The sequence below is a fragment of the Streptomyces pseudogriseolus genome (genome assembly GCA_002154585.1).
GTDB classification, from domain to species: Bacteria; Actinomycetota; Actinomycetes; order Streptomycetales; family Streptomycetaceae; genus Streptomyces; species Streptomyces pseudogriseolus.
The window spans coordinates 1-20,059 of sequence record MUNG01000310.1 but is presented as its reverse complement, the minus strand read 5'-3'; the positions used below and the strand labels follow the sequence as shown (position 1 = coordinate 20,059).

Below are 20,059 nucleotides of genomic sequence, written 5' to 3'. Positions count from 1 at the left end.
GACGCCGGCCGGTCCGCCGCCGACCTGCACGCCTTCCTCGCCGCGCACTCGCGGACGCCGGTGCCGCAGCCGCTGGCGTATCTGATCGACGATGTGGCCCGGCGGCACGGGCATCTGCGGGTGGGGGCCGCCTCGTCGTACGTGCGGTGCGACGACGACGCGGTGCTGAACGAGATCCTGGCCGACAAGCGCGCGGCGGGGCTGGGCCTGCGGCGGCTCGCCCCGACGGTGCTGGCCGCGCGGACCGACCCGGCGGCGCTGTTGGAGGGGCTGCGCGCGATGGGGTTCGCGCCGGCCGCGGAGTCCGCGGAGGGCGATGTGCTGATCGCCCGCGCTGACGCGTACCGCACGCCTCCGCGCACGCCTCCCGCGCCGGTGCCGGACGGGCCGCCCGTGCCGGACGACACGCTGCTCGCGGCGGCGGTCCGCGCGGTCCGGGCGGGTGATCTCGCGTCCATGGCGCCGCGCAGGCCGGTGGGCGGCGAGGCGGCGGGCTCGGCGCCGGGTGAGCTGCCCCGCACCTCCGCCGCGGACACCCTGGCCACCCTTCAGGCCGCCGTGCTCACGAACGACACGGTGTGGATCGGGTACGTCAACGCGGAGGGGGCGGCCAGTCAGCGGGTCATCGCGCCGATCCGGGTCGAGGGCGGGTTCGTGACGGCGTACGACCACACGGCGGACGAGGTGCGGACGTATCCGCTGCACCGGATCACGGGGGTGGCGGAGCTGGCGGACTGACGCCGGTGGTGAAGGTCACGGGGGCCGGGGCCCGTCGGTGTGGGGACGGCTTGGAATGTCATCAGGCAAACTGGACGTTTGGCCGTGCAGTGCCCGGCCCGTGCCGAGCCCGTCGCAGAAAGGCAGCCGCGCGTGAATGGTCCGCTCATCGTCCAGTCCGACAAGACCCTGCTCCTCGAGGTCGACCACGAGCAGGCCGACGACTGCCGTCGCGTCATCGCGCCGTTCGCCGAGCTGGAGCGGGCCCCGGAGCACATCCACACCTACCGGGTGACCCCGCTGGGCCTGTGGAACGCCCGCGCGGCCGGCCACGACGCCGAGCAGGTCGTCGACGCGCTGGTGCAGTACAGCCGCTACCCCGTGCCGCACGCGCTGCTCGTCGACATCGCCGAGACCATGGACCGCTACGGCCGGCTCAGCCTGGTCAAGCACCCGGCGCACGGCCTCGTCCTCACCACCACCGACCGCCCGGTCCTGGAGGAGGTGCTGCGCTCCAAGCGCATCGCCCCGCTGGTGGGCGCCCGCATCGACCCGGACACCGTCGCCGTGCACCCCTCCGAGCGCGGGCAGATCAAGCAGACCCTGCTGAAGCTGGGCTGGCCGGCCGAGGACCTCGCCGGGTACGTGGACGGCGAGGCGCACCCGATCGAGCTGGCCGAGGACGGCTGGGCGCTGCGCCCGTACCAGAAGCAGGCCGTGGAGAACTTCTGGCACGGCGGCTCCGGTGTCGTCGTCCTCCCCTGCGGCGCGGGCAAGACGCTGGTCGGGGCGGGCGCGATGGCGCAGGCGAAGTCGACCACGCTGATTCTCGTGACGAACACCGTCTCGGCCCGCCAGTGGAAGCACGAGCTGGTCAAGCGGACGTCGCTGACCGAGGACGAGATCGGTGAGTACAGCGGGACGCGCAAGGAGATCCGGCCCGTCACGATCGCCACGTACCAGGTGCTGACGACGAAGCGGAAGGGCGTCTACCCGCACCTGGAGCTGTTCGACTCCCGCGACTGGGGTCTGATCGTCTACGACGAGGTGCATCTGCTGCCCGCGCCCGTCTTCAAGTTCACCGCCGACCTCCAGGCCCGGCGCCGGCTCGGCCTGACCGCGACGCTGGTGCGGGAGGACGGGCGTGAGTCGGACGTGTTCTCGCTGATCGGTCCGAAGCGGTTCGACGCGCCGTGGAAGGAGATCGAGGCGCAGGGCTACATCGCGCCCGCGGACTGCGTGGAGGTCCGCGTCAACCTCACGGACTCCGAGCGCCTGGCGTACGCGACGGCCGAGCAGGAGGAGAAGTACCGGTTCTGCTCGACGACCGCCACCAAGCAGAAGGTGACGGAGGCGATCGTCCGGCGGTTCGCGGGGCAGCAGATCCTCGTCATCGGGCAGTACATCGACCAGCTCGACGAGCTCGGCGAGCATCTGGACGCGCCGGTCATCAAGGGCGAGACGTCCAACGCGCAGCGGGAGAAGCTGTTCGAGGCGTTCCGGCAGGGCGAACTGAGCGTGCTGGTGGTGTCGAAGGTCGCGAACTTCTCCATCGACCTGCCGGAGGCGACGGTCGCCGTCCAGGTGTCCGGCACCTTCGGCTCCCGGCAGGAGGAGGCGCAGCGGCTCGGCCGGGTGCTGCGGCCGAAGGCGGACGGCCACCAGGCGCACTTCTACTCGGTGGTCGCCCGCGACACCATCGACCAGGATTTCGCGGCGCACCGCCAGCGGTTCCTGGCCGAGCAGGGTTACGCCTACCGGATCGTCGACGCGGACGAGCTGCTCGCGGAGAGCTGAGCGCTCCGCGGGGCGGTCGTCACCCCGGGGGCAGGCCGGCCACCAGCGTGATCACGACCGGCCAGGGCAGCAGCGACAGCCCCGCCAGCCAGAGGCGCGGCACGGCCCAGCGGCGGGTCCGGGGCAGCAGCCACGCGGCGACCCAGGCGGCCAGCCCGAGCGGCCCGCCGAGCAGCAGGGCGCCGTCCACGACGTCCAGGGCGCTCGTCAGCTCCGGGGAGCAGTCGTCGGGGCCGCAGCTGTCCGTCGCCATGTCGGACAGTCCCCAGAAGAACAGCGCGGGCGGTGCCAGCAGCAGGCCGAGCACGGTGGCGACGGCGGGAGCCACCCGGGCGTGGGGGTCCCGTTCGGATCCGGGCCGTTCGGACCCGTCCCGCCGGGCCGGCGGGGCGTAGGCGGAGGCGTCGTCGAGGCTCATACGGCCAGTGAAGCGGCCCCGGGCGACTGTCGCACCGGGGCCGCTGCTCATCTGGGCGGGTGTACTCGTACTCATGTCGAAGGGCGTTCGCCTCACTTCGGGTCGCGGGCGAAGGACGCGGTCGACCAGAACCAGCCGAGCACCGTCAGGGCCACGCACCAGCCCACGGCCAGCCACCCGTTGTGGCCGATCTCGCTGCCGAGCAGCAGCCCGCGCAGGGTCTCGATGGCCGGCGAGAACGGCTGGTACTCGGCGACCGGCTGGAACCAGCCCGGCATCCCCTCGACCGGCACGAAGGCGCTGGACAGCAGCGGGAGCAGGATCAGCGGGGTGGCGTTGTTGCTGGCGGCCTCGGCGTTCGGGGCGCCGAGGCCCATGCCGACCGCGATCCAGGTGAGCGCCGTCGCGAACAGCACCAGCAGGCCGAGGGCGGCCAGCCACTCCAGCGCCGTGGCGTCCGTCGAGCGGAAGCCGATCGCGACGGCGACCGCGCCCACGACGACCACGCTGAGGACGGCCTTCAGCACGCTGCCGACGACGTGCCCGACGAGCACCGAGCCGCGGTGGATGGCCATGGTGCGGAAGCGGGCCACGATGCCCTCGGTCATGTCCATCGATACCGACACCGCGGTACCGATCGCGGTGGAGCCGATGGTCATCAGCAGCAGCCCCGGCACCAGGTAGGCGACGTACGCGGACCGGCCGCCGCCGCCGAGCCCCGCGCTCATCACGTCGCCGAAGACGTACACGAAGAGCAGGAGCAGCATGACCGGGGTGAGCAGCAGGTTGAGCGTGAGGGACGGGTAGCGGCGCGCGTGCAGCAGGTTGCGGCGCACCATCGTGGCCGAGTCGCGCAGGGCGAGGGAGAGGCGGCTCGGGCGGGCGGCGGTCCGGACGGCGCTCATCGGACGGTCTCCTTCGAGGGGGCGGCGGACGGGGCGGGGACGGCGGCGGCTTCGGTCAGGGCGAAGAACACGTCGTCGAGGTCGGGGGTGTGCACGGTCAGTTCGTCGGCCTCGATGCCGGCGGCGTCCAAGTGGTCGAGGACGGAGCGCAGTTCGCGCTGGGTGCCGTCGCTGGGGAGCTGGAGGGCGAGGGCGTCGTCGTCGCGGGACGCCTCGGTCAGCGCGGCGGCGGCGGTGCGGTAGGCGGCCGGGTCGGTGAAGCGGAGGCGGACGTGGCCGCCGGGGACGATCCGCTTGAGCTGCTCGGCGGTGCCCTCGGCCGCGATGGTGCCGTTGTGCAGGACAGCGATGCGGTCGGCGAGTTCGTCGGCCTCCTCCAGGTACTGGGTGGTGAGGAAGACGGTGACGCCGCCGGTGACGAGTTCGCGGATGATCTGCCACATGTTGTGGCGGGAGCGGGGGTCGAGGCCGGTGGTCGGCTCGTCCAGGAAGATGATCCGCGGGTCGCCGACCAGGGTCATGGCGATGTCGAGGCGGCGCTTCATGCCGCCGGAGTAGGTGGAGGCGGGCTTCTTCGCCGCGTCGGCGAGGTCGAACCGCTCCAGCAGTTCGGCGGCGACCCGCCGGCCCTCGGCCTTGGAGAGGTGGTTGAGGTCCGCCATCAGGAGCATGTTCTCCTCGCCGGTGATCAGACCGTCGACGGCGGAGAACTGCCCGGTGACGCCGATCGCGGCGCGGACGGCCTGCGGGTCGGCGGCGAGGTCGTGGCCGGCGACGCGCACGTCGCCGGCGTCCGCGGTGATCAGGGTGGAGAGGATCTTGACGGCGGTGGTCTTGCCCGCGCCGTTCGGGCCGAGCAGGGAGAAGATCGTGCCTTCCGGGACGGTGAGGTCGACGCCGTCGAGGACGGTCTTGTCGCCGTAGGACTTGCGCAGCCCGTTCGCCGCGATGGCCAAGCCGGTCATGAGGGGGTCTCCTTGGGGTGCTTGGGGTGCTTGCGGTCGTGGGGGATCACAGGCTGCGGGCGGTGATGTCGCCGTAGGCGGTGGTCGCGTGGACGGTGAGGGCGGCGGCGGCCCCGGCGGTGTTGTTGAGCGTGTTGCGGATCCGGCCGTAACCGGTGCCGGCGTCCAGGGAGGCGGAGACGCCCGGGGCGGCGCCGACGGAGATGTCACCGTGCTCGGTGCGCAGGGTGACCGTGCCGCGCACGGCCTCGGTGACGCGGATGTCGCCCTTCTGGGTGCTGATCTCGGCGGAGCCGCCCAGCCGGCCGACCGAGATGTCGCCGTCGAGGACGGTGAGGAGGGCGCTCGCGGTCTCGTCGAGCTTGACCGGGCCCTGCGCGCCCTCGAAGGTGACGTCGCCGAGGCGTCCGACGCCCCGGAGCTCCGCGCCGGCGGCCTTGCCCTCGACGTGGGAGCCGGCGGGCAGCTTGACGGTGATCTCGACGGCGCCGGACGGGCCGATGAGCGTGTTCGTGGCGGACGGGCCCTGGATCCGCAGGACGCCGTCGCCGTAGTGGACCGTGGTCTGCTCCGCGGCCTTCGTGTCACGGCTCTTCTTGGCGTCGGCGGGCAGGACCTCGACGACGGTGTCGGCCCGGTCGGCGGCGATGAAGCGGAGGTGGCCGGCGGGGACGTCGAAGAGGACGGAGACGGGGGCCGGGGTGTCGAATCGCATCGTGCGCTCCTTCGGTGCGTTGTCGTTTCTGACACCGGAAACGCTACGTTGCATTCATAGGTGCGGCAACTACTTCGTTGCACATAAAATGTCTTTACCCAGTTCAGAGCATCAAAATCGTTGCAACAGATGAGAAGATAACGCAACAACACAAGAGGAAACCGTTGCAATGGAATGAAGCGAAAGCTATGCTGACGGCGTCACGGACCACGAAGGAGGCCGCGTTGCCGGGAGGCAGGCTCACCCAGCAGGAACGCCAGCAGATCGCGACGGGACTGGCCGACGGGCTCGCCTACGCGGAGATCGCCAGGCGCCTGGACCGCCCCACCTCGACGATCACCCGCGAGGTGATGCGCAACGGCGGACCCGCCGGCTACCGCGCGGACCTGGCCCACCGCGCGACCGAACGCCGGGCGCACCGGCGCAAACGCGCCGCGCCCCGGGGGTCGGAGACGCTCACCGAGGACTACGGGCGCGACCCGGAGGCGGTGCGCGCGTACGAGGAGACGCTGACCACCGTCTTCATAGCGTCGGGCACACCCAAGATGATGGCCCGGGTGATGGCCTGCCTCACCCTCTCCGACAGCGGGAGCCTCACCGCCGCCGAGCTCGCCGAGCGCCTCGAGGTCAGCCCGGCGTCCATCTCCAAGGCGATCACGTTCCTGGAGAGCCAGGATCTCGTCCGCCGGTTCCGCGACGAGGGGCGCCGTGAGCGCTACGGCTTCGACGAGGACATCTGGTACCAGTCGATGGTGGCCAGCGCCCGGTCCACCGCCCAGGTCGCCGAGACCTCACGGCAGGGCGTCGCCGTCATGGGACGCGGCACACCGGCCGCCGTACGGCTGGAGAACGCCGCCCGCTTCCTCGACTTCGTGGCCGAGACGATGCTCCGCGCGTCCGAACAGGCGCGTGAGGTTCTCTTCGCCAACCCCGCGACGGCGCCGGGCGACAAGGCCGACGCGGCCCCGGACGACCCCGCCGGGCCGCGCCCGGACCAGGGGTAGCCGCCCGGCGCCGCCTACCGGTGGCGGACGCCCGCCTCCTCGCCGTACTCGCCGAGGAGAACCACGTCGAAGGCGGCTCCGAGGAAGACCTTGACGGCGCGCAGGGCATCACCGAGGCGGTGCGGGTGACTGCCCTGGACCGGGGTCGCGCCGGCCGGGCGGGCCGGCGGCGTGGCGGGATGGATGGTCGCTGCGCTCATACCTCCATGGTTGCGCTCCGGCCCCGGTAGCGGCATCGGCCCACGGGACCGAGCCCCGGGGCCGCCGCGTACGTCTGCGGAACGAGCCGTCCCCCTCAGGCAGGACGGGGTGTCCCCTAGGGGGTGGGCCGCCCCTGGTCGCCACCCCCGATCGTGTCGAGCGCGGCCAGGTCCTCCTCGGTCAGGGCGAGGCCCGCACCGGCGACGTTCTCCCGCAGGTGCGCCACCGACGACGTGCCGGGGATCAGCAGGATGTTCGGCGAGCGGTGCAGCAGCCAGGCGAGCGCGACCGCCATCGGCCGCACGCCGTGCCGCTCGGCCACCCGCGACAGCGTGGCGGACTGGAGCGGTGTGAACCCGCCGAGCGGGAAGAACGGCACGTACGCGACGCCCTGTTCGGCAAGCCGGTCGACGAGGGCGTCGTCGTGGCGGTGGGCGAGGTTGTAGAGGTTCTGGACGCAGACGAACGGCGCGATGGTCTCCGCCTCGGCGATCTGCTCGGGGGTCGCGTTGCTGAGGCCGAGGTGCCGGATCAGGCCCTCCTGCTGGAGCGCGACGAGCGTCTCGTACGCGGTGGCCAGTGAGCCCGGCCGCGGTCCCGTGGCGTCGCCCAGGCGCAGGTTGACCAGGTCGAGGGTGTCGACGCCGAGGGTCCGGAGGTTGTCGTGGACGGCGCGACGCAGGTCGTCGGGTTCGCGGGCCGGGGGCCAGCCGCCGTCGGCGTCCCGCCGCGCGCCGACCTTGGTGACGACGTGCAGGGTGTCCGGGTAGGGGTGCAGGGCCTCGTGGATGAGCCGGTTGGTGACGTGCGGGCCGTAGGCGTCGGCGGTGTCGATGTGCGTGATGCCGAGGCGTACGGCCTCACGCAGCACGGCGAGGGCGCCCTCGTGGTCGGCCGGCGGGCCCATCACGCCGGGACCGGCGAGCTGCATGGCGCCGTAGCCGAAGCGGGTGACGGTCAGGTCGCCCATCGTCCAGGTGCCGCCGGGGAGGGCGGGGGTGGAGTCCGTCGTGGCCGTGGCCGTGGCCGTGGTCGTGGTGCGTGGTGTGGTCATGTCCCCCACGGTCCGCCGGGGGCGGCGGTCCGCCCAGTTCCTCGCCGATCCTGGGAGTGACAGGACCAGGGAGGACGGCGCCCCGCGCGCTTACGCTGGAACGCATGGCGGGAACACATGTCTGAGGAGAACCGGCTCGGCGACTACCTCCGGGCGCGCCGGGAGCTGGTGACGCCGGACGACCTGGGCCTGCCGTCCCACGGTGTGCGCCGGGTGCCGGGACTGCGCCGCGAGGAGGTCGCCCTGCTCGCCGGCATCAGCTCCGACTACTACCTGCGGCTGGAGCAGGGCCGCGACCGCAATCCGTCGGCGCAGGTGCTCGACGCGCTCGCCCGGGTGCTGCTGCTGGACGACACCGCCACGGCGTACCTCCACCAGCTGGCCGCGCCCCGGCCGCGTTCCCGCCGGCGCCCGGCCCGGCGGCCCGCCGTCCCGCCGGCCACGGCGCAGCTGCTGGAGTCGGTGGGGCTGCCGGCGTTCGTGACGGACCGGACCCTCGACGTGATCGCGGTGAACCCGCTGGCCACGGCGCTGGTGCCGACCGTGCGGGTGGGTGAGAACCGGCTGCGGTCGTTCTTCCTCGACCCCGCCGAGCGGAATCTGCACGCGGACTGGTCCGCGACGGCCGCGCAGTGCGTCGCCGTGTTCCGGCGGCGGCTGGGAACGGATGTGGACGATCCCCGGGTGATGCGGCTGGTCGGCGAACTGTCGCTGGCGAGCGCGGAGTTCCGGAAGGTGTGGGCCCGGCACGACGTGCGGCCGGTCGTGGACAAGCCGATCCGGATGAACCACCCGCTGGTCGGCGAGCTGAGCCTCACGCTGTCCAAGCTGGACGTCGACGGCCCGGACGGGCTGGCGCTCGCGGCGTACCACGCGGCGCCGGGCAGCGAGGACGCGGAGCGGCTGGCGCTGCTGGCGTCCCTGACGACGACGGGGCCGGCGCGCAGGGCGGAGCCGGCGCAGTGGGCGGAGCCGGCGCAGTGGGCGGAGCCGGTGCGGCGTGAGGCGTCCGGCGCGGACCCGCGTACCGGCCGCCCGGAAAACCGTTTGGACGGCCCTCGCCGCACGACCTAGAATCCCGCTCTTCCCGCCTCCCTCACGGAGCGCCGCCGTCCGGACGGAAACCGGCCGGCATTCCTTCCGCGCAGCACACCCGCAGCAGGTACCCCGGAGGCTCCCCCTTGTCCGCGTCCACGCCCGTAGACGAGCCCGTGAACGACCCCGCCGCCCCCGCCGACGACCCCCTCGCCCGCGAACGCTCCCACCTCTCCGCGTCCCGTGCCGCCCTGCGTGCCATGCGGGAGGACGTGGAGGCGCTCGACATCCGTGACGTCACCGCCAACTGGGTGAACACGCAGGTGCTCCAGCACCAGGTCGAGGAGCGCATCAAGGCGCTGGCCGACCTCAGCGACACCCCGCTGTTCTTCGGCCGCCTCGACTACCTGCACGCGCCGGGCGCCGAGCAGGCGGAGGGCGCGGAGGGGGAGCGCCCGCAGCCGGAGGCTGCTTATCGGACACTGCACATCGGGCGCCGGCATGTGCACGACGCGGACGGCGACCCGATGGTGATCGACTGGCGTGCGCCGGTGTCGCAGCCGTTCTACCGGGCGTCCAAGAAGGACCCGATGGACGTCGGGCTGCGCCGCCGCTTCGGCTACACCGGCGGCGACCTCACCGCGTACGAGGACGAGCACCTCTCCGACCCCGCCGAGGCGGCGACCACCAGCAAGCTGCTCCAGCAGGAGATCGAGCGTCCGCGCGTCGGCCCGATGCGGGACATCGTCGCGACGATCCAGCCCGAGCAGGACGAGATCGTACGGTCGGGGCTGTCGGGCAGCGTGTGCGTGCAGGGCGGTCCCGGCACCGGGAAGACGGCCGTCGGCCTGCACCGGGTCGCGTACCTCCTCTACGCGCACCGCGAGCGGCTGGCCCGCACGGGCACGCTGGTCGTCGGCCCGAACCGCTCCTTCCTCCACTACATCGAGCAGGTGCTCCCGGCCCTGGGTGAGCTCACCGTCGCCCAGGCCACGGTGGACGACCTGGTGGCGCACGTGGAGGTGCGCGGGACGGACGACGCGACGGCGGCGACGGTCAAGGGCGACGCGCGCATGGCTCAGGTGCTGCGCCGGGCCCTCTACTCCCACGTCACGATGCCCACCGAGCCGGTCGTCGTCGTGCGCGGCTCCCGGCGCTGGCGGGTCCCGGCGTACGAACTCGAGGAGATCGTGCGGCAGTTGCTGGACCGGGACATCCGCTACGGGGCCGCCCGCGAGGCGCTGCCGCAGCGGATCGCGCACGCGGTGCTCGTGCAGATGGAGCGGGCGGGCGAGGCGCCGGACGACCGGGTGCAGGACGCGGTGGCGCGCAACGCGGCGGTGAAGGCCGCGGTGAAGGCGGTGTGGCCGGCCGTGGACCCGGCGAAGCTGGTGCTGCGGCTGCTGGGCGACGCGGAGTTCCTGGCGGAGCACGCGGAAGGGCTGCTCGACGAGCAGGAGCGGAAGGCGATCCTCTGGGCGAAGCCGGCCCGCTCGGTGAAGTCGGCGAAGTGGTCGGCGGCGGACACGGTGCTGATCGACGAGGCGGCGGACCTGATCCGGCGCACGCCGTCGCTCGGCCACGTCGTCCTCGACGAGGCGCAGGACCTCTCCCCCATGCAGTACCGGGCGGTGGGCCGCCGCTGCACGACCGGCTCGGCGACCGTCCTCGGCGACCTGGCGCAGGGCACCACGCCGTGGGCGACGCGCAGTTGGGAGGAGGCCCTGGCCCACCTGGGCAAGCCGGACGCGGTGGTCGAGGAGCTGACGGCGGGTTTCCGTGTCCCCACGGACGTCATCACGTACGCGTCCCGGCTGCTCCCGCACATCGCCCCGGGGCTCACCCCGGTCGCGTCCATCCGCGAGAACCCGGGCTTCTTCGAGGTGCGCGGCTCCTCAGGCCCGGACGACGTGATCGCCGCGTGCCGCGAACTGCTGTCCCGCGAGGGCTCGGTGGGCCTGATCGCGGCGGACCCGCGCATCCCGGCCCTGACGGACGCCCTGGCCGCGGCGGGCCTGCCCCACGTCGCCCCCGGCGAGGAGACGACGGAGTCGACCCGCCTCACCCTGGTCCCGGCCTCCCTGGCGAAGGGCCTGGAGTACGACTACGTCCTCCTGGACGAACCCCAGGCGGTCGTGGACGCGGAACCGGACGAACGCACGGGCCTGCGCCGCCTGTACGTCACCCTGACCCGAGCGGTGTCGGGCCTGATCATCACCCACGGGGCACCACTGCCGGCGCAGCTGACCTGAGGCCCCACAGCGGCCCCCACCCCGCGCCTCCGAGGGGCCCTACTCCCCCAGCACCGTCCGCCACCGGGCCACCGCGTCCGCCGAGACCGGGGTGGTCCAGCCCCCCGGGCGGGCCGCGCCGCCGATGTGGAAGGCGTCGACGCCCGCGTCCCGCAGGGCCGGTACGTGGTCCAGGCGGAGGCCGCCGCCCACCAGGAGGTGCTGGCCGTAGCCGGGCTCTCCGCGCCGGGCCGCCTCCGTGAGGAGGACCGGGAGGCCCTCGTCCACGCCGGCCGCCGCGCCCGCGGTCAGGTAGGTGTCCAGGCCGGGGAGGTCCGCGAGCTGCTTGCGCAGGGCGTCGCGGTCCGCCGCGTGGTCGATGGCGCGGTGGAAGGTCCACCGGCAGCCCTCCAGCTCGGCCGCGAGCCGCTCCACCGCCGCCAGGTCCACCTGGCCGTCCGTGTCGAGGAAGCCGAGGACGAACTCCTCCGCCCCCGCCTCCCGCATCTCGCACGCGGCGGCGACCAGCCGTTCCACGGCGCCCGCCGCGAAGCCGTCCGTGAGGCGGAGCATGACCCGGACCGGGATGTCCACGGCCGCGCGGATCCCCGTCACCGTCGTCACCGCCGGGGTCAGCCCGTCCGCGGCCATGTCGGTGACCAGTTCGAGGCGGTCCGCACCTCCGGCCTGGGCGGCGACGGCGTCCTCGACGTCGAGGGCGATCACCTCCAGGACTGCACGCTTGCTCATGGGGCCCCATTCGTCGGCTCGGAACGGCTCCTACAGGTCTAGTCCAATCCAAGACTACGCCTGGCCACGGGCCCGCGGCTGCCCACCCGCCGGTCAGCCGAAGATGTTCAGCTCCGCCGCGTCCGCCCCGGCCAGCTCGTAGGCGACCCCGTCCACCGGGCGCCCCGCGTACAGCCGCACCAGCGTCGGACCGTCCCCGATGAAGCGCGCCGGGGGCCGCTCCCCGGAGACGTCGCCCAGCCGTACCGGCTCGTCCGCGTCGTCCAGGTCGGCGTGCAGCGGCAGATGCCCCCGCGCGCTGGTGACCTGCGCCAGCAGGGCGAGCGCGAACGGCAGCCCCGCGCCCGCGTACGCGCCCGGCTCCCCGAGTGCGACGCGCACGTCCCCGGCGTGCACCCACTCGCCGAGCGCCACCCCGTCCAGCGGCCCGCCCGCCTTCGCGATCACCGGACCGGCCTCGGCCATGCCGCGGTCCAGCTCGTCGAGGATCTCCGTGATCGTCCAGCCGGCCCGCTCGTCGATGTCCCGCTGGTTGCTGGCGGGCGAGAACACGTCCTTGTCGTACCGGCTCTCCACCACCCGCGACAGCGCCGCCGAGCAGTGCGCCAGCACGTCCCGCACCGTCCAGCCCGGACACGCCGCCACAGGCGACGCGAAGTCGCCCTCGCCGCGCGCCCGCAACAGCGGGAGCAGCGCGTCCCGCTCGACGGACAGCAGCCGTCCCGACAGTTCTGGGTCCCGTACCTCGTGCACATCCGCAGGAGTCGTCATGCCGTCCACGCTAGGGCCTGGGCCGCCGTCGGGACGGTCGTCGCCCCGGAACGGCCGCAGGAGTCACCCCCGGCCGAGGGCCGTCACGGCCGGGCGGAGGGGGCGGGGAGGTCCGCGAGCCCGGCGAGGACGCGGGCCGCCGGCGCCGGGTCGACCAGCCACTTCAGGTGACTGCCGGGGAGGGTGCGGACGTCGTAGGAGTTGTCCGGCGTCAGCTCGTCGCCCTCGCGGATCAGCCGGTCCTGGAGGGCGGGCGGCAGGCTCGTGTCGTCGGCCAGGCGGACGTACGTCCTCGGGATCGTGCCCCAGGTCGCCGCCTGCGCCCGGTCGGCGGACGTGCCGACGTCCAGGTTCTCGTCGGGCTGGAAGGTGTTCAGGAAGGTCAGGAACTCCTCGTCGGTGCCGTCGGCGAAAAAGGCCGCCTTGAACGCCGCGAGGGCCGCCGGGTCCGCGGTGCGGAAGTTGACGCGCAGCAGGCCGAGTTCGGCGGGGTTCCCGGCCGCGGCCAGGCCCAGGGAGGCGACGTCGACCGTGGCCATCTCCGGCTCGGCGTAGTAGTCGTTGACGTCGAGCGCGACCGGGCACCAGGCGGAGACGTAGACGATGCGGTCGATCAGGTCGGGGCGCGCGTTGGCCGCGGCGGTGGCGGTGATGCCGCCCCGGCTGTGCGAGACGAGGATCACCGGGCCGTTCCGCTTCGCCCGCTCCAGGACCCCGATCAGGTGCGCGGCGTTGTCGGCGAGCGTGACGCCCTTGATCGCGCCGGGCGCGGTGGCGAGCCCTTCCGGGTCCTGCGGCGCCTGGTAGGCGCGGGTGTAGGTGGCCGCGAAGCCGTGACCGGGCAGGTCGACGGCGACGGAACGGTGCCCGAGGAGGCCGAGTTCCGCCTGGAGCGGCGCGAAGGAGAAGGAGTTGGCGAAGGCGCCGTGGACGAGGACGTACGTCGGTTGCACCTGGCTGCTCACTACGTCCGGTCTCCTTCGGGTGAGGGGTCGGCGGGCCGCCGGAGCGCCGCGCGGGCAGGACGGGGCGGTTCACTGTTCCGGCGGATCACACTACTCAGCGGGAGATCACCGGCACCAGCGGTTATCAGCCTCCCGTTCGAAATGCGGTTGCGCCGGGTGTCCCGCCCGGACAGGGTGCCGGAGTGACCGTCCCCGCAGGAGTTGATGTGCCGTCCCCTCACACCCCCTCCGTCAGGGAGTTCCGCCTCACGGACGACAAGGCCGGGCCGTACGGCATCACGGCCGGCCTCGACGGCGCGCTCTGGCTCACCCTGGTCCACCGGGGCGGTGTCGCCCGGCTCGGTCTCGACGGCGCGTACGAGGAGTACGCCCTGGACCCGGCCGACTGCCGTCCCACGGTCATCGCGCCCGGACCGGACGGCGCCCTGTGGTTCACCCGCCTCCAGGACCACAGGATCGGGCGTGTCACGGTCGACGGCCTGGTGACGTCGTTCGCCCTGCCGACGCCCGACGGCGGTCCGTACGGCATCACGGCGGGACCGGACGGCGCGCTGTGGTTCACGGAGACGGCCGGTGACCGCATCGGCCGGATCACCGTCGACGGGGAGGTCACCGAGTTCGCGCTCCCGGTCGAGGGCGGCTTCCCCTCCGCGATCACGACGGGGCCGGACGGGGCGCTCTGGTTCACCCTGAACGGCGCGAACGCGATCGGCCGCCTCACGCCTGACGGCGACACCGCCGTGCACCCCCTGCCCACCGACGCCGCCGGGCCGGTCGGCATCGCGGCGGACGGCAGGGCCGTGTGGTTCACCGAGATCGCGGCGGGCCGCATCGGCCGGATCACGCCCGACGGCCGGATCACGGAGTACCCGCTCCCCGACCGGGCGGCGAAACCGCACGCCGTCGTCGCGGCGGCCGACGGCGAGTGCTGGTTCACGGAGTGGGGCACGGGCCGCGTCGGCCGGGTCACGGAGGCCGGCGAGATCACCGAACACGCCCTGCCGGACCCGTCCTGCGAACCCCACGGCATCACCGTGGGCCCGGACGGCGCCCTGTGGACGGCCCTGGAGACGGGCGGGGTGGCCAGGGTGGAAAGGCCGCTGCCATGACACCGTACGTCGAGGATCCGGCCCGGCTCGGTGAGACCCGCCTGCCCGACGGACGCCTCCTCGGGTGGGCCGAGTGGGGGCCGCCGGACGGCACGCCGGTGCTGCTGTGTCCGGGCGCGGCCACCAGCAGACGGCTCGGCTTCGGCCCGGACGCCGTCAGGACGCTCGGGGTGCGGCTGATCTCCGTGGACCGCCCGGGACTCGGCGCGTCGACGTCGGCGCCGGGCCGGAACTTCGCCGACTTCGCCGAGGACATCCGCCACTTCACGGAGGAGCGGGAGCTGGGACGCCCGGCCGTCGTCGGCAACTCGCAGGGCGCGCCGTTCGCCCTCGCGTGCGCGGCGGAAGGCGTCGTCTCCGGGGTGGCGGTCGTCTCCGGCGCGGACGAGATCGCGGCGGAGGAGTTCGCCTCCGCGCTGCCGGCAGAGGTGCGGGGGCTCGTCGAGAGGGTCGCCGCCGATCCGGCCGGGGCGGAGGAGTTCTTCGCGGGATTCGACGCGGAGGCGATGCGGGCGATGGTGACGACCACGGGCGTCGCCTGGGACCAGGCGGTCTATCAGGAGCCCGGCTTCGCCGACGCCTACCGCCGCTCGCTGGAGGAGGGCTTCGCCCAGGGCGCGGCGGCCGGTTACGCCCGCGACACGGTGTTGGCGATGGGGCGCTGGCCGTTCGCGTTGCCGGACATCACCGTCCCGGTCGACATCTGGTACGGCGAACACGACACCGGCCACTCACCGGACCAGGGCCACCGCCTCGCCACCCGCATCCCGGGCGCCCGCCGCCATCTGGTCCCGGAAGCCGGCGGCTCCCTCCTGTGGACCCACCCGGGCCCGATCCTGAGCAGCCTGCTGGCGCGGACCGGGACGTCCACCGGCGGGTGAGGGGTGCCGGCGAGGCCCGGACAGCACTCGGGCCGCCCCCGAAGGAGCGGCCCCAGGACCTGGTGCAGCCGACTGCACCGTGCTTGTTTGCTACGGCCGATGCTGCCAAGGCACTCCCCGACGGTCGAACCGACCGTTGTGCCCTGTTGACGTCCGGTTCCGGTCAGTCATAGCGGCTGGTGTGATCGACGACGGCGGGCCAGGAGGGGGACACCGCGAGGGAGCCCCGGAGGTCGCCGCCTCGCGGACCGGGTCCGTGTCGTGCCGCGCGCGGACGGCGGGCCCGGCACGACGGTGCGGGCGGAGCTGCCGCTGTGACGTCGGGGCCCGCACCGGAAACAATGGGCGCATGGCCGACACCCAAGAGCTCCGTGCCCGTTTCGTCCGTGCCCTCGAAGAGGCCCGGGGGTCCGCGGAGGGGCCGGACCCCGTGCCGTACGCGGACAATCTGATCGCGCGCTGGCAGGAGCCGCAGCGGCGGTACCACACCGTGGATCACCTCACCGCGGTGCTCGACCGCGTCGACGAGCTGGCGGAGCACGCCGACGATCCCGACGTCGTACGGCTCGCCGCGTGGTTCCACGACGCCGTCTATCTGCCGGACCGGTCCGAGAACGAGGAGCGGTCCGCCCGGCTCGCCGAGCGCGCGCTGCCGGAGGCCGGGGTGTCCGCGGCGAAGGCCGAGGAGGTCGCCCGGCTGGTGCGGCTCACCGTGACGCACGACCCCGCCGACGGCGACCGGAACGGCCAGGTGCTGTGCGACGCCGACCTCGCGATCCTCGCCGCCGCGCCGTCGGCGTACGCCGCCTACACCGCCGCCGTCCGCGAGGAGTACCACTTCGTGCCCAACGACGCCTTCCGCGAGGGCCGCGCCGACGTCCTGCGTCAACTCCTCGGCCTGCGCCGCCTGTTCCGCACCCCGTACGGGCAGGAGCACTGGGAGGCCACCGCCCGGTACAACCTGCGCGGCGAGCTGGAAATGCTGTCGCCCCCGCCGCCGCCCTCCGCATAGCCTCCCCGTCATGCATGCATCAGGAGCGGAACAGGTGGAGCAGGCCGTCGCGCACAGCGTGGCGGCCCTGGGGGCGGTCACCGACCGCGACTGGACGGCGGTCCGGGCGGGACGGCTGGAGTGGAGCTGCCGCGAGACGGCCGCGCACGTCGCGAGCGATCTCGTCGCGTACGCGGGACAGCTCGCCGGGCGGGCGCAGGACGCGTACGTGCCCTTCGAGATCACCGTGGACGGCACCGACGACGGACTGGACGCCGCCGGCAACGCCGGCCTCCTCCACGTGATCACCACCACCGGCGCCCTCCTCGCCGCCGCCGTCCGCACCACCCCCCGCTCCGTGCGCGCCTTCCACCCGTACCCGTTCCGGCACGCGAACCGCGAGGGGTTCGCCGCGATGGGCGTCGCCGAGGTGCTGCTGCACACACACGACATGGCCGAGGGGCTGGGCGTCGCGTACGAACCGCCCGCCGAGCTCTGCGAGTTCGTGCTGACGCGGATCTTCCCGCGCGTCCGGCCGGGCCCGGCGCCCTGGCCGACGCTGCTGTGGGCGACCGGCCGGGGCGAGCTGCCGGGGCGGGAGCCGGTGACCGCCTGGCGCTGGTGCAACAACCCGGTGCTGCACTCCGAGCGGCTCGACCTGGAGGGCGTCACCCCGGCGGCCGGCGCGAGCCTGGCCGTCGCGGGCGACGGCGGTTTCACCTGGGTGGGCGGGGCGCCCGCGGAGGGCACGCGGGTGGGCGCCGGGATCGGGGTCGCGCAGTACGAGGAGGGCGCGTTCGTCCCGGAGTGGGGCATGTACGTGCTGGTGCGCCGGGAGGACGACCGCGCGGTGGGCGCGATGGGCTTCCACGGCCCGCCCGGCGCCGAGGGGCGGGTCGAGATCGGCTACGACCTGGTGGTGGAGGCGCGCGGGAACGGCTACGCGACCGAGGCGCTGCGCACCCTGTCGGCGTGGGCGCTCGGCCAGGACGCCGTGCACACCGTGGTGGCCGTCGTCGAGGAGACGAACGTGCCGTCGCAGAAGGTCGTCACCCGGGCCGGGTTCACCGAGGTGTCGCGGCAGGAGGGGCACATCACCTACGAGCTGCGCGCCGCCTGACCCACCGCGCCGCCCGGCCTACGTCGTACCGCCAGGCTCACGTCGTACGGCCCGGCCTACGCCGTACTACCGCCCGGCCGCCCCCTTGCGCCGCCGCAGTCCCGCCCCGTGCAGCAGCCGCACCACCTCGCGGCTGCTGACCTCGACCGCGCCCGCGCGCACCGCGTCCGCGTACCGGTGCGCGGGGATGTCGTAGTGGTCGCGTTCGAAGGCGCGGCGGGGCACGCCCAGGCCGGCGGCGAAGAGGTGCAGTTCGTCGAACGAGACGTCGCTCACCAGGTGGGACCACAGGCGTCCGTGCCCGGGCCAGGCGGGCGGGTCGATGTAGACCGTCACGAGGGGCCCGCCTCGCCCAGTCCGCCGACCGCCGCTACCTTCACGCCCGCCTTGTGGCACACCCAGTGCGGGTCGGGACCCAGCTCCGGCTCGACCTCCAGCGCGTGCGGGTCACCGCTGCCGCACACCGGGCACAGCGGCCAGCGTCCGTACCGCTCCAGCAGGGCGTCCTGCACGTCCTGCGCGACCAGACCGGCCAGGAAGCCGACGCCCTCCGGCCACTGCTCGACCCACCAGCGGCGGTGCGCGACGGAGTCCTCGACGAGGGACACCACGTCGGCCTCGGCGACCCCGCGCGCGACGAGGTCGGCCAGCACGAGGGCGCGCGCCGCGTGCAACGCTTGTTCCAGGGGCGGAGGAGGGCCGGGTTCACGCTCGGGGTCCATGCCCCCATTGTGCGCACTCTTGACCAGGAGCCCGGGGCGAAAATATCTTTCATATCGTGACCAATGACGTGAAGGAAATTTTCGGGAGCGGCGGCGCCTCACCCGCTCCGCCCGCGCCCGCCGCCCTCGCGGCCAAGGTGCGGACGCTGGCCCCGTCGATGACGCGCTCCATGCAGCGCGTCGCCGAGGCCGTCGCCGACGACCCGGCCGGCTGCGCGGCGCTCACGGTCACCGGCCTCGCCGAGCTGACCGGCACCAGCGAGGCCACCGTCGTCCGCACGGCCCGGCTGCTCGGCTACCCGGGCTACCGCGACCTGCGGCTCGCCCTGGCCGGCCTGGCCGCCCAGCAGCAGTCCGGGCGCGCCCCCGCGATCACCACCGACATCGCCGTGGACGACCCCATCGCCGACGTCGTCGCCAAGCTCGCCTACGACGAGCAGCAGACCCTCGCCGACACGGCCGCCGGGCTGGACACCGTCCAGCTCGCCGCCGCCGTGACCGCCCTCGCGGGCGCCCGCCGCACCGATGTGTACGGCGTCGGCGCGTCGGGGCTGGTCGCCCAGGATCTCACCCAGAAGCTGCTGCGCATAGGTCTGATGGCGCACGCCCACAGCGACCCGCACCTCGCCGTGACCAACGCCGTGCAGCTGCGCTCCGGGGACGTGGCGATCGCCATCACCCACTCCGGCACCACCGGGGACGTCATCGAGCCGCTCCGGGTGGCCTTCGAGCGCGGCGCGACGACGGTCGCGGTCACCGGCCGCCCCGACAGCCCCGTCACGCAGTACGCCGACCACGTCCTGACCACGTCCACGGCCCGCGAGAGCGAGCTGCGCCCGGCCGCGATGTCCTCCCGTACGGGCCAGCTGCTGGTCGTCGACTGCCTGTTCGTGGGCGTCGCCCAGCGCACCTACGACGCCGCCGCGCCCGCCCTGTCGGCGTCGTACGAGGCGCTGGCGCACCGGCACCGGGCGACCCGCAGGGGCTCGTGAGGGCGGGCCCCGCCGTATCCCGTTCCAGCGCCGTTCCAGCCGCCGGCCCCGACCGAAAGAACACCGCCCATGACCTCCACCTCCCGCGACCGTGATCTGCGCTCCCAGCTCGAGACCCTGACCACCGAGGCGTTCCGGCCGGAGCTGGCGGACGTCGACCGGCTGCCGACCCTCGAGATCGCGCGGCTGATGAACGCCGAGGACGCCACGGTCGCGGGCGCCGTCGCCGAGCGGGTCCCGGCGATCGCCGCCGCGATCGACGCCATAGCCGAGCGGATGGCGCGCGGCGGGCGGCTCGTCTACGCGGGCGCGGGCACGGCGGGGCGGCTGGGCGTGCTGGACGCCTCCGAGTGCCCGCCCACCTTCAACACCGACCCGGCGCGCGTCGTCGGCCTCATCGCGGGCGGCCCGGACGCCATGGTCACCTCGGTCGAGGGCGCCGAGGACTCCCCCGAGCTGGCCGAGTCCGACCTCGCCGCAATCGGCCTCACCCCCGACGACACGGTGGTCGGCGTCTCCGCCTCCGGGCGCACCCCGTACGCGGTCGGCGCCGTGGCGTACGCCCGCGGGCGCGGGGCGCTCACCGTGGGGCTGTCGTGCAACCGGGACAGCGCGCTCGCGGCGGCGGCCGAGCACGGCATCGAGGTGGTCGTGGGCCCGGAGTTCCTCACCGGCTCCACCCGCCTCAAGGCCGGCACGGCGCAGAAGCTCGTGCT

22 protein-coding genes are annotated in these 20,059 nt (G+C 73.9%); 11 read left to right on the top strand and 11 right to left on the bottom strand.

Features of this window, described 5'->3' with window-relative positions:
* Both CCN29_RS25005 and CCN29_RS25000 read left to right on the top strand, forming a co-directional pair.
* Positions 1 to 738, top strand: a 738-nt coding sequence (locus CCN29_RS25005; RefSeq protein WP_442538484.1) for a WYL domain-containing protein, incomplete at its 5' end; no start/stop codon positions are given.
* Between the two features lie 132 nt (positions 739 to 870).
* Positions 871 to 2,514 (top strand): DNA repair helicase XPB, encoded by a 1,644-nt coding sequence (locus tag CCN29_RS25000; protein ID WP_006133846.1) that lies wholly within the window; start codon positions 871 to 873, stop codon positions 2,512 to 2,514.
* A 19-nt stretch (positions 2,515 to 2,533) separates the two neighbouring features.
* Here CCN29_RS25000 and CCN29_RS24995 read toward each other — a convergent pair whose 3' ends face one another.
* The 4 genes from CCN29_RS24995 to CCN29_RS24980 form a co-directional block, all read right to left on the bottom strand.
* Entirely contained in the window at positions 2,534 to 2,932 is a 399-nt protein-coding gene (locus tag CCN29_RS24995) for a hypothetical protein (RefSeq protein WP_006133847.1), read from the bottom strand.
* Between the two features lie 92 nt (positions 2,933 to 3,024).
* Positions 3,025 to 3,837 carry an ABC transporter permease gene (locus CCN29_RS24990; protein WP_031020265.1) on the bottom strand — a complete coding sequence of 271 codons (813 nt, stop codon included), beginning with the start codon at positions 3,835 to 3,837 and terminating at the stop codon, positions 3,025 to 3,027.
* Positions 3,834 to 4,802, bottom strand: coding sequence for an ATP-binding cassette domain-containing protein (locus tag CCN29_RS24985; RefSeq protein ID WP_086684615.1), 969 nt, complete (start codon positions 4,800 to 4,802; stop codon positions 3,834 to 3,836). Before CCN29_RS24985 ends, CCN29_RS24990 begins: the two co-directional genes overlap by 4 nt.
* A gap of 46 nt (positions 4,803 to 4,848) precedes the next feature.
* A complete protein-coding gene (locus CCN29_RS24980) occupies positions 4,849 to 5,517 on the bottom strand; it encodes a DUF4097 family beta strand repeat-containing protein (protein ID WP_006133850.1) in 669 nt (222 codons plus the stop codon).
* Between the two features lie 224 nt (positions 5,518 to 5,741).
* Between CCN29_RS24980 and CCN29_RS24975 the strand changes: the two genes are divergently transcribed.
* On the top strand, positions 5,742 to 6,521 hold the full coding sequence (locus CCN29_RS24975) for a GbsR/MarR family transcriptional regulator (RefSeq protein ID WP_442538483.1): 780 nt from the start codon (positions 5,742 to 5,744) through the stop codon (positions 6,519 to 6,521).
* Positions 6,522 to 6,535: 14 nt separating this feature from the next.
* On the opposite strand, the gene CCN29_RS24970 is transcribed toward CCN29_RS24975, so the two are convergent.
* A complete protein-coding gene (locus CCN29_RS24970; RefSeq protein ID WP_086684609.1) occupies positions 6,536 to 6,721 on the bottom strand; it encodes a hypothetical protein in 186 nt (61 codons plus the stop codon).
* Between the two features lie 116 nt (positions 6,722 to 6,837).
* Complete coding sequence (locus CCN29_RS24965) at positions 6,838 to 7,776, bottom strand: aldo/keto reductase family oxidoreductase (RefSeq protein ID WP_086684606.1); 939 nt, start codon at positions 7,774 to 7,776, stop codon at positions 6,838 to 6,840.
* A 117-nt stretch (positions 7,777 to 7,893) separates the two neighbouring features.
* On the opposite strand from CCN29_RS24965, the gene CCN29_RS24960 reads away from it, so the two are divergent.
* Both CCN29_RS24960 and CCN29_RS24955 read left to right on the top strand, forming a co-directional pair.
* Entirely contained in the window at positions 7,894 to 8,850 is a 957-nt protein-coding gene (locus CCN29_RS24960) for a helix-turn-helix domain-containing protein (protein ID WP_086684603.1), read from the top strand.
* Positions 8,851 to 8,987: 137 nt separating this feature from the next.
* Positions 8,988 to 11,063 (top strand): HelD family protein, encoded by a 2,076-nt coding sequence (locus CCN29_RS24955; RefSeq protein ID WP_086684601.1) that lies wholly within the window; start codon positions 8,988 to 8,990, stop codon positions 11,061 to 11,063.
* Between the two features lie 39 nt (positions 11,064 to 11,102).
* Here the strand turns inward: CCN29_RS24955 and CCN29_RS24950 are convergent, their stop codons facing one another.
* The 3 genes from CCN29_RS24950 to CCN29_RS24940 all read right to left on the bottom strand — a co-directional run bounded on the left by CCN29_RS24950 (position 11,103) and on the right by CCN29_RS24940 (position 13,528).
* A complete protein-coding gene (locus CCN29_RS24950) occupies positions 11,103 to 11,792 on the bottom strand; it encodes a copper homeostasis protein CutC (protein ID WP_086684599.1) in 690 nt (229 codons plus the stop codon).
* 93 nt (positions 11,793 to 11,885) lie between these two features.
* The gene (locus CCN29_RS24945) at positions 11,886 to 12,563 is read right to left on the bottom strand and encodes a maleylpyruvate isomerase family mycothiol-dependent enzyme (protein WP_442538482.1); all 678 of its coding nucleotides are present in this window, start codon (positions 12,561 to 12,563) and stop codon (positions 11,886 to 11,888) included.
* A gap of 83 nt (positions 12,564 to 12,646) precedes the next feature.
* A complete protein-coding gene (locus CCN29_RS24940) occupies positions 12,647 to 13,528 on the bottom strand; it encodes an alpha/beta hydrolase (protein ID WP_086684595.1) in 882 nt (293 codons plus the stop codon).
* A gap of 206 nt (positions 13,529 to 13,734) precedes the next feature.
* Between CCN29_RS24940 and CCN29_RS24935 the strand changes: the two genes are divergently transcribed.
* From CCN29_RS24935 to CCN29_RS24920, 4 genes are all read left to right on the top strand, one after another.
* A complete protein-coding gene (locus CCN29_RS24935; protein ID WP_086684594.1) occupies positions 13,735 to 14,637 on the top strand; it encodes a Vgb family protein in 903 nt (300 codons plus the stop codon).
* Entirely contained in the window at positions 14,634 to 15,518 is an 885-nt protein-coding gene (locus CCN29_RS24930) for an alpha/beta fold hydrolase (RefSeq protein ID WP_086684592.1), read from the top strand. Before CCN29_RS24935 ends, CCN29_RS24930 begins: the two co-directional genes overlap by 4 nt.
* Positions 15,519 to 15,867: 349 nt before the next feature.
* Positions 15,868 to 16,530, top strand: a complete 663-nt coding sequence (locus CCN29_RS24925) for an HD domain-containing protein (RefSeq protein WP_031020251.1) — start codon at positions 15,868 to 15,870, stop codon at positions 16,528 to 16,530.
* 34 nt (positions 16,531 to 16,564) lie between these two features.
* Positions 16,565 to 17,629 carry a GNAT family N-acetyltransferase gene (locus CCN29_RS24920; RefSeq protein WP_006133862.1) on the top strand — a complete coding sequence of 355 codons (1,065 nt, stop codon included), beginning with the start codon at positions 16,565 to 16,567 and terminating at the stop codon, positions 17,627 to 17,629.
* Between the two features lie 66 nt (positions 17,630 to 17,695).
* Here the strand turns inward: CCN29_RS24920 and CCN29_RS24915 are convergent, their stop codons facing one another.
* The gene (locus CCN29_RS24915) at positions 17,696 to 17,965 is read right to left on the bottom strand and encodes a DUF4031 domain-containing protein (protein WP_006133863.1); all 270 of its coding nucleotides are present in this window, start codon (positions 17,963 to 17,965) and stop codon (positions 17,696 to 17,698) included.
* Positions 17,962 to 18,351 (bottom strand): DUF8819 family protein, encoded by a 390-nt coding sequence (locus tag CCN29_RS24910; RefSeq protein ID WP_031020247.1) that lies wholly within the window; start codon positions 18,349 to 18,351, stop codon positions 17,962 to 17,964. Before CCN29_RS24910 ends, CCN29_RS24915 begins: the two co-directional genes overlap by 4 nt.
* A 56-nt stretch (positions 18,352 to 18,407) precedes the next feature.
* Here CCN29_RS24910 and CCN29_RS24905 point away from each other — a divergent pair, with 56 nt between their 5' ends.
* Together CCN29_RS24905 and CCN29_RS24900 are read left to right on the top strand one after the other, a co-directional pair.
* Positions 18,408 to 19,343, top strand: a complete 936-nt coding sequence (locus tag CCN29_RS24905) for a MurR/RpiR family transcriptional regulator (protein ID WP_031020245.1) — start codon at positions 18,408 to 18,410, stop codon at positions 19,341 to 19,343.
* A 69-nt stretch (positions 19,344 to 19,412) separates the two neighbouring features.
* Positions 19,413 to 20,059: N-acetylmuramic acid 6-phosphate etherase (locus tag CCN29_RS24900; protein ID WP_086684590.1), on the top strand; the 647-nt coding region annotated here is incomplete at its 3' end.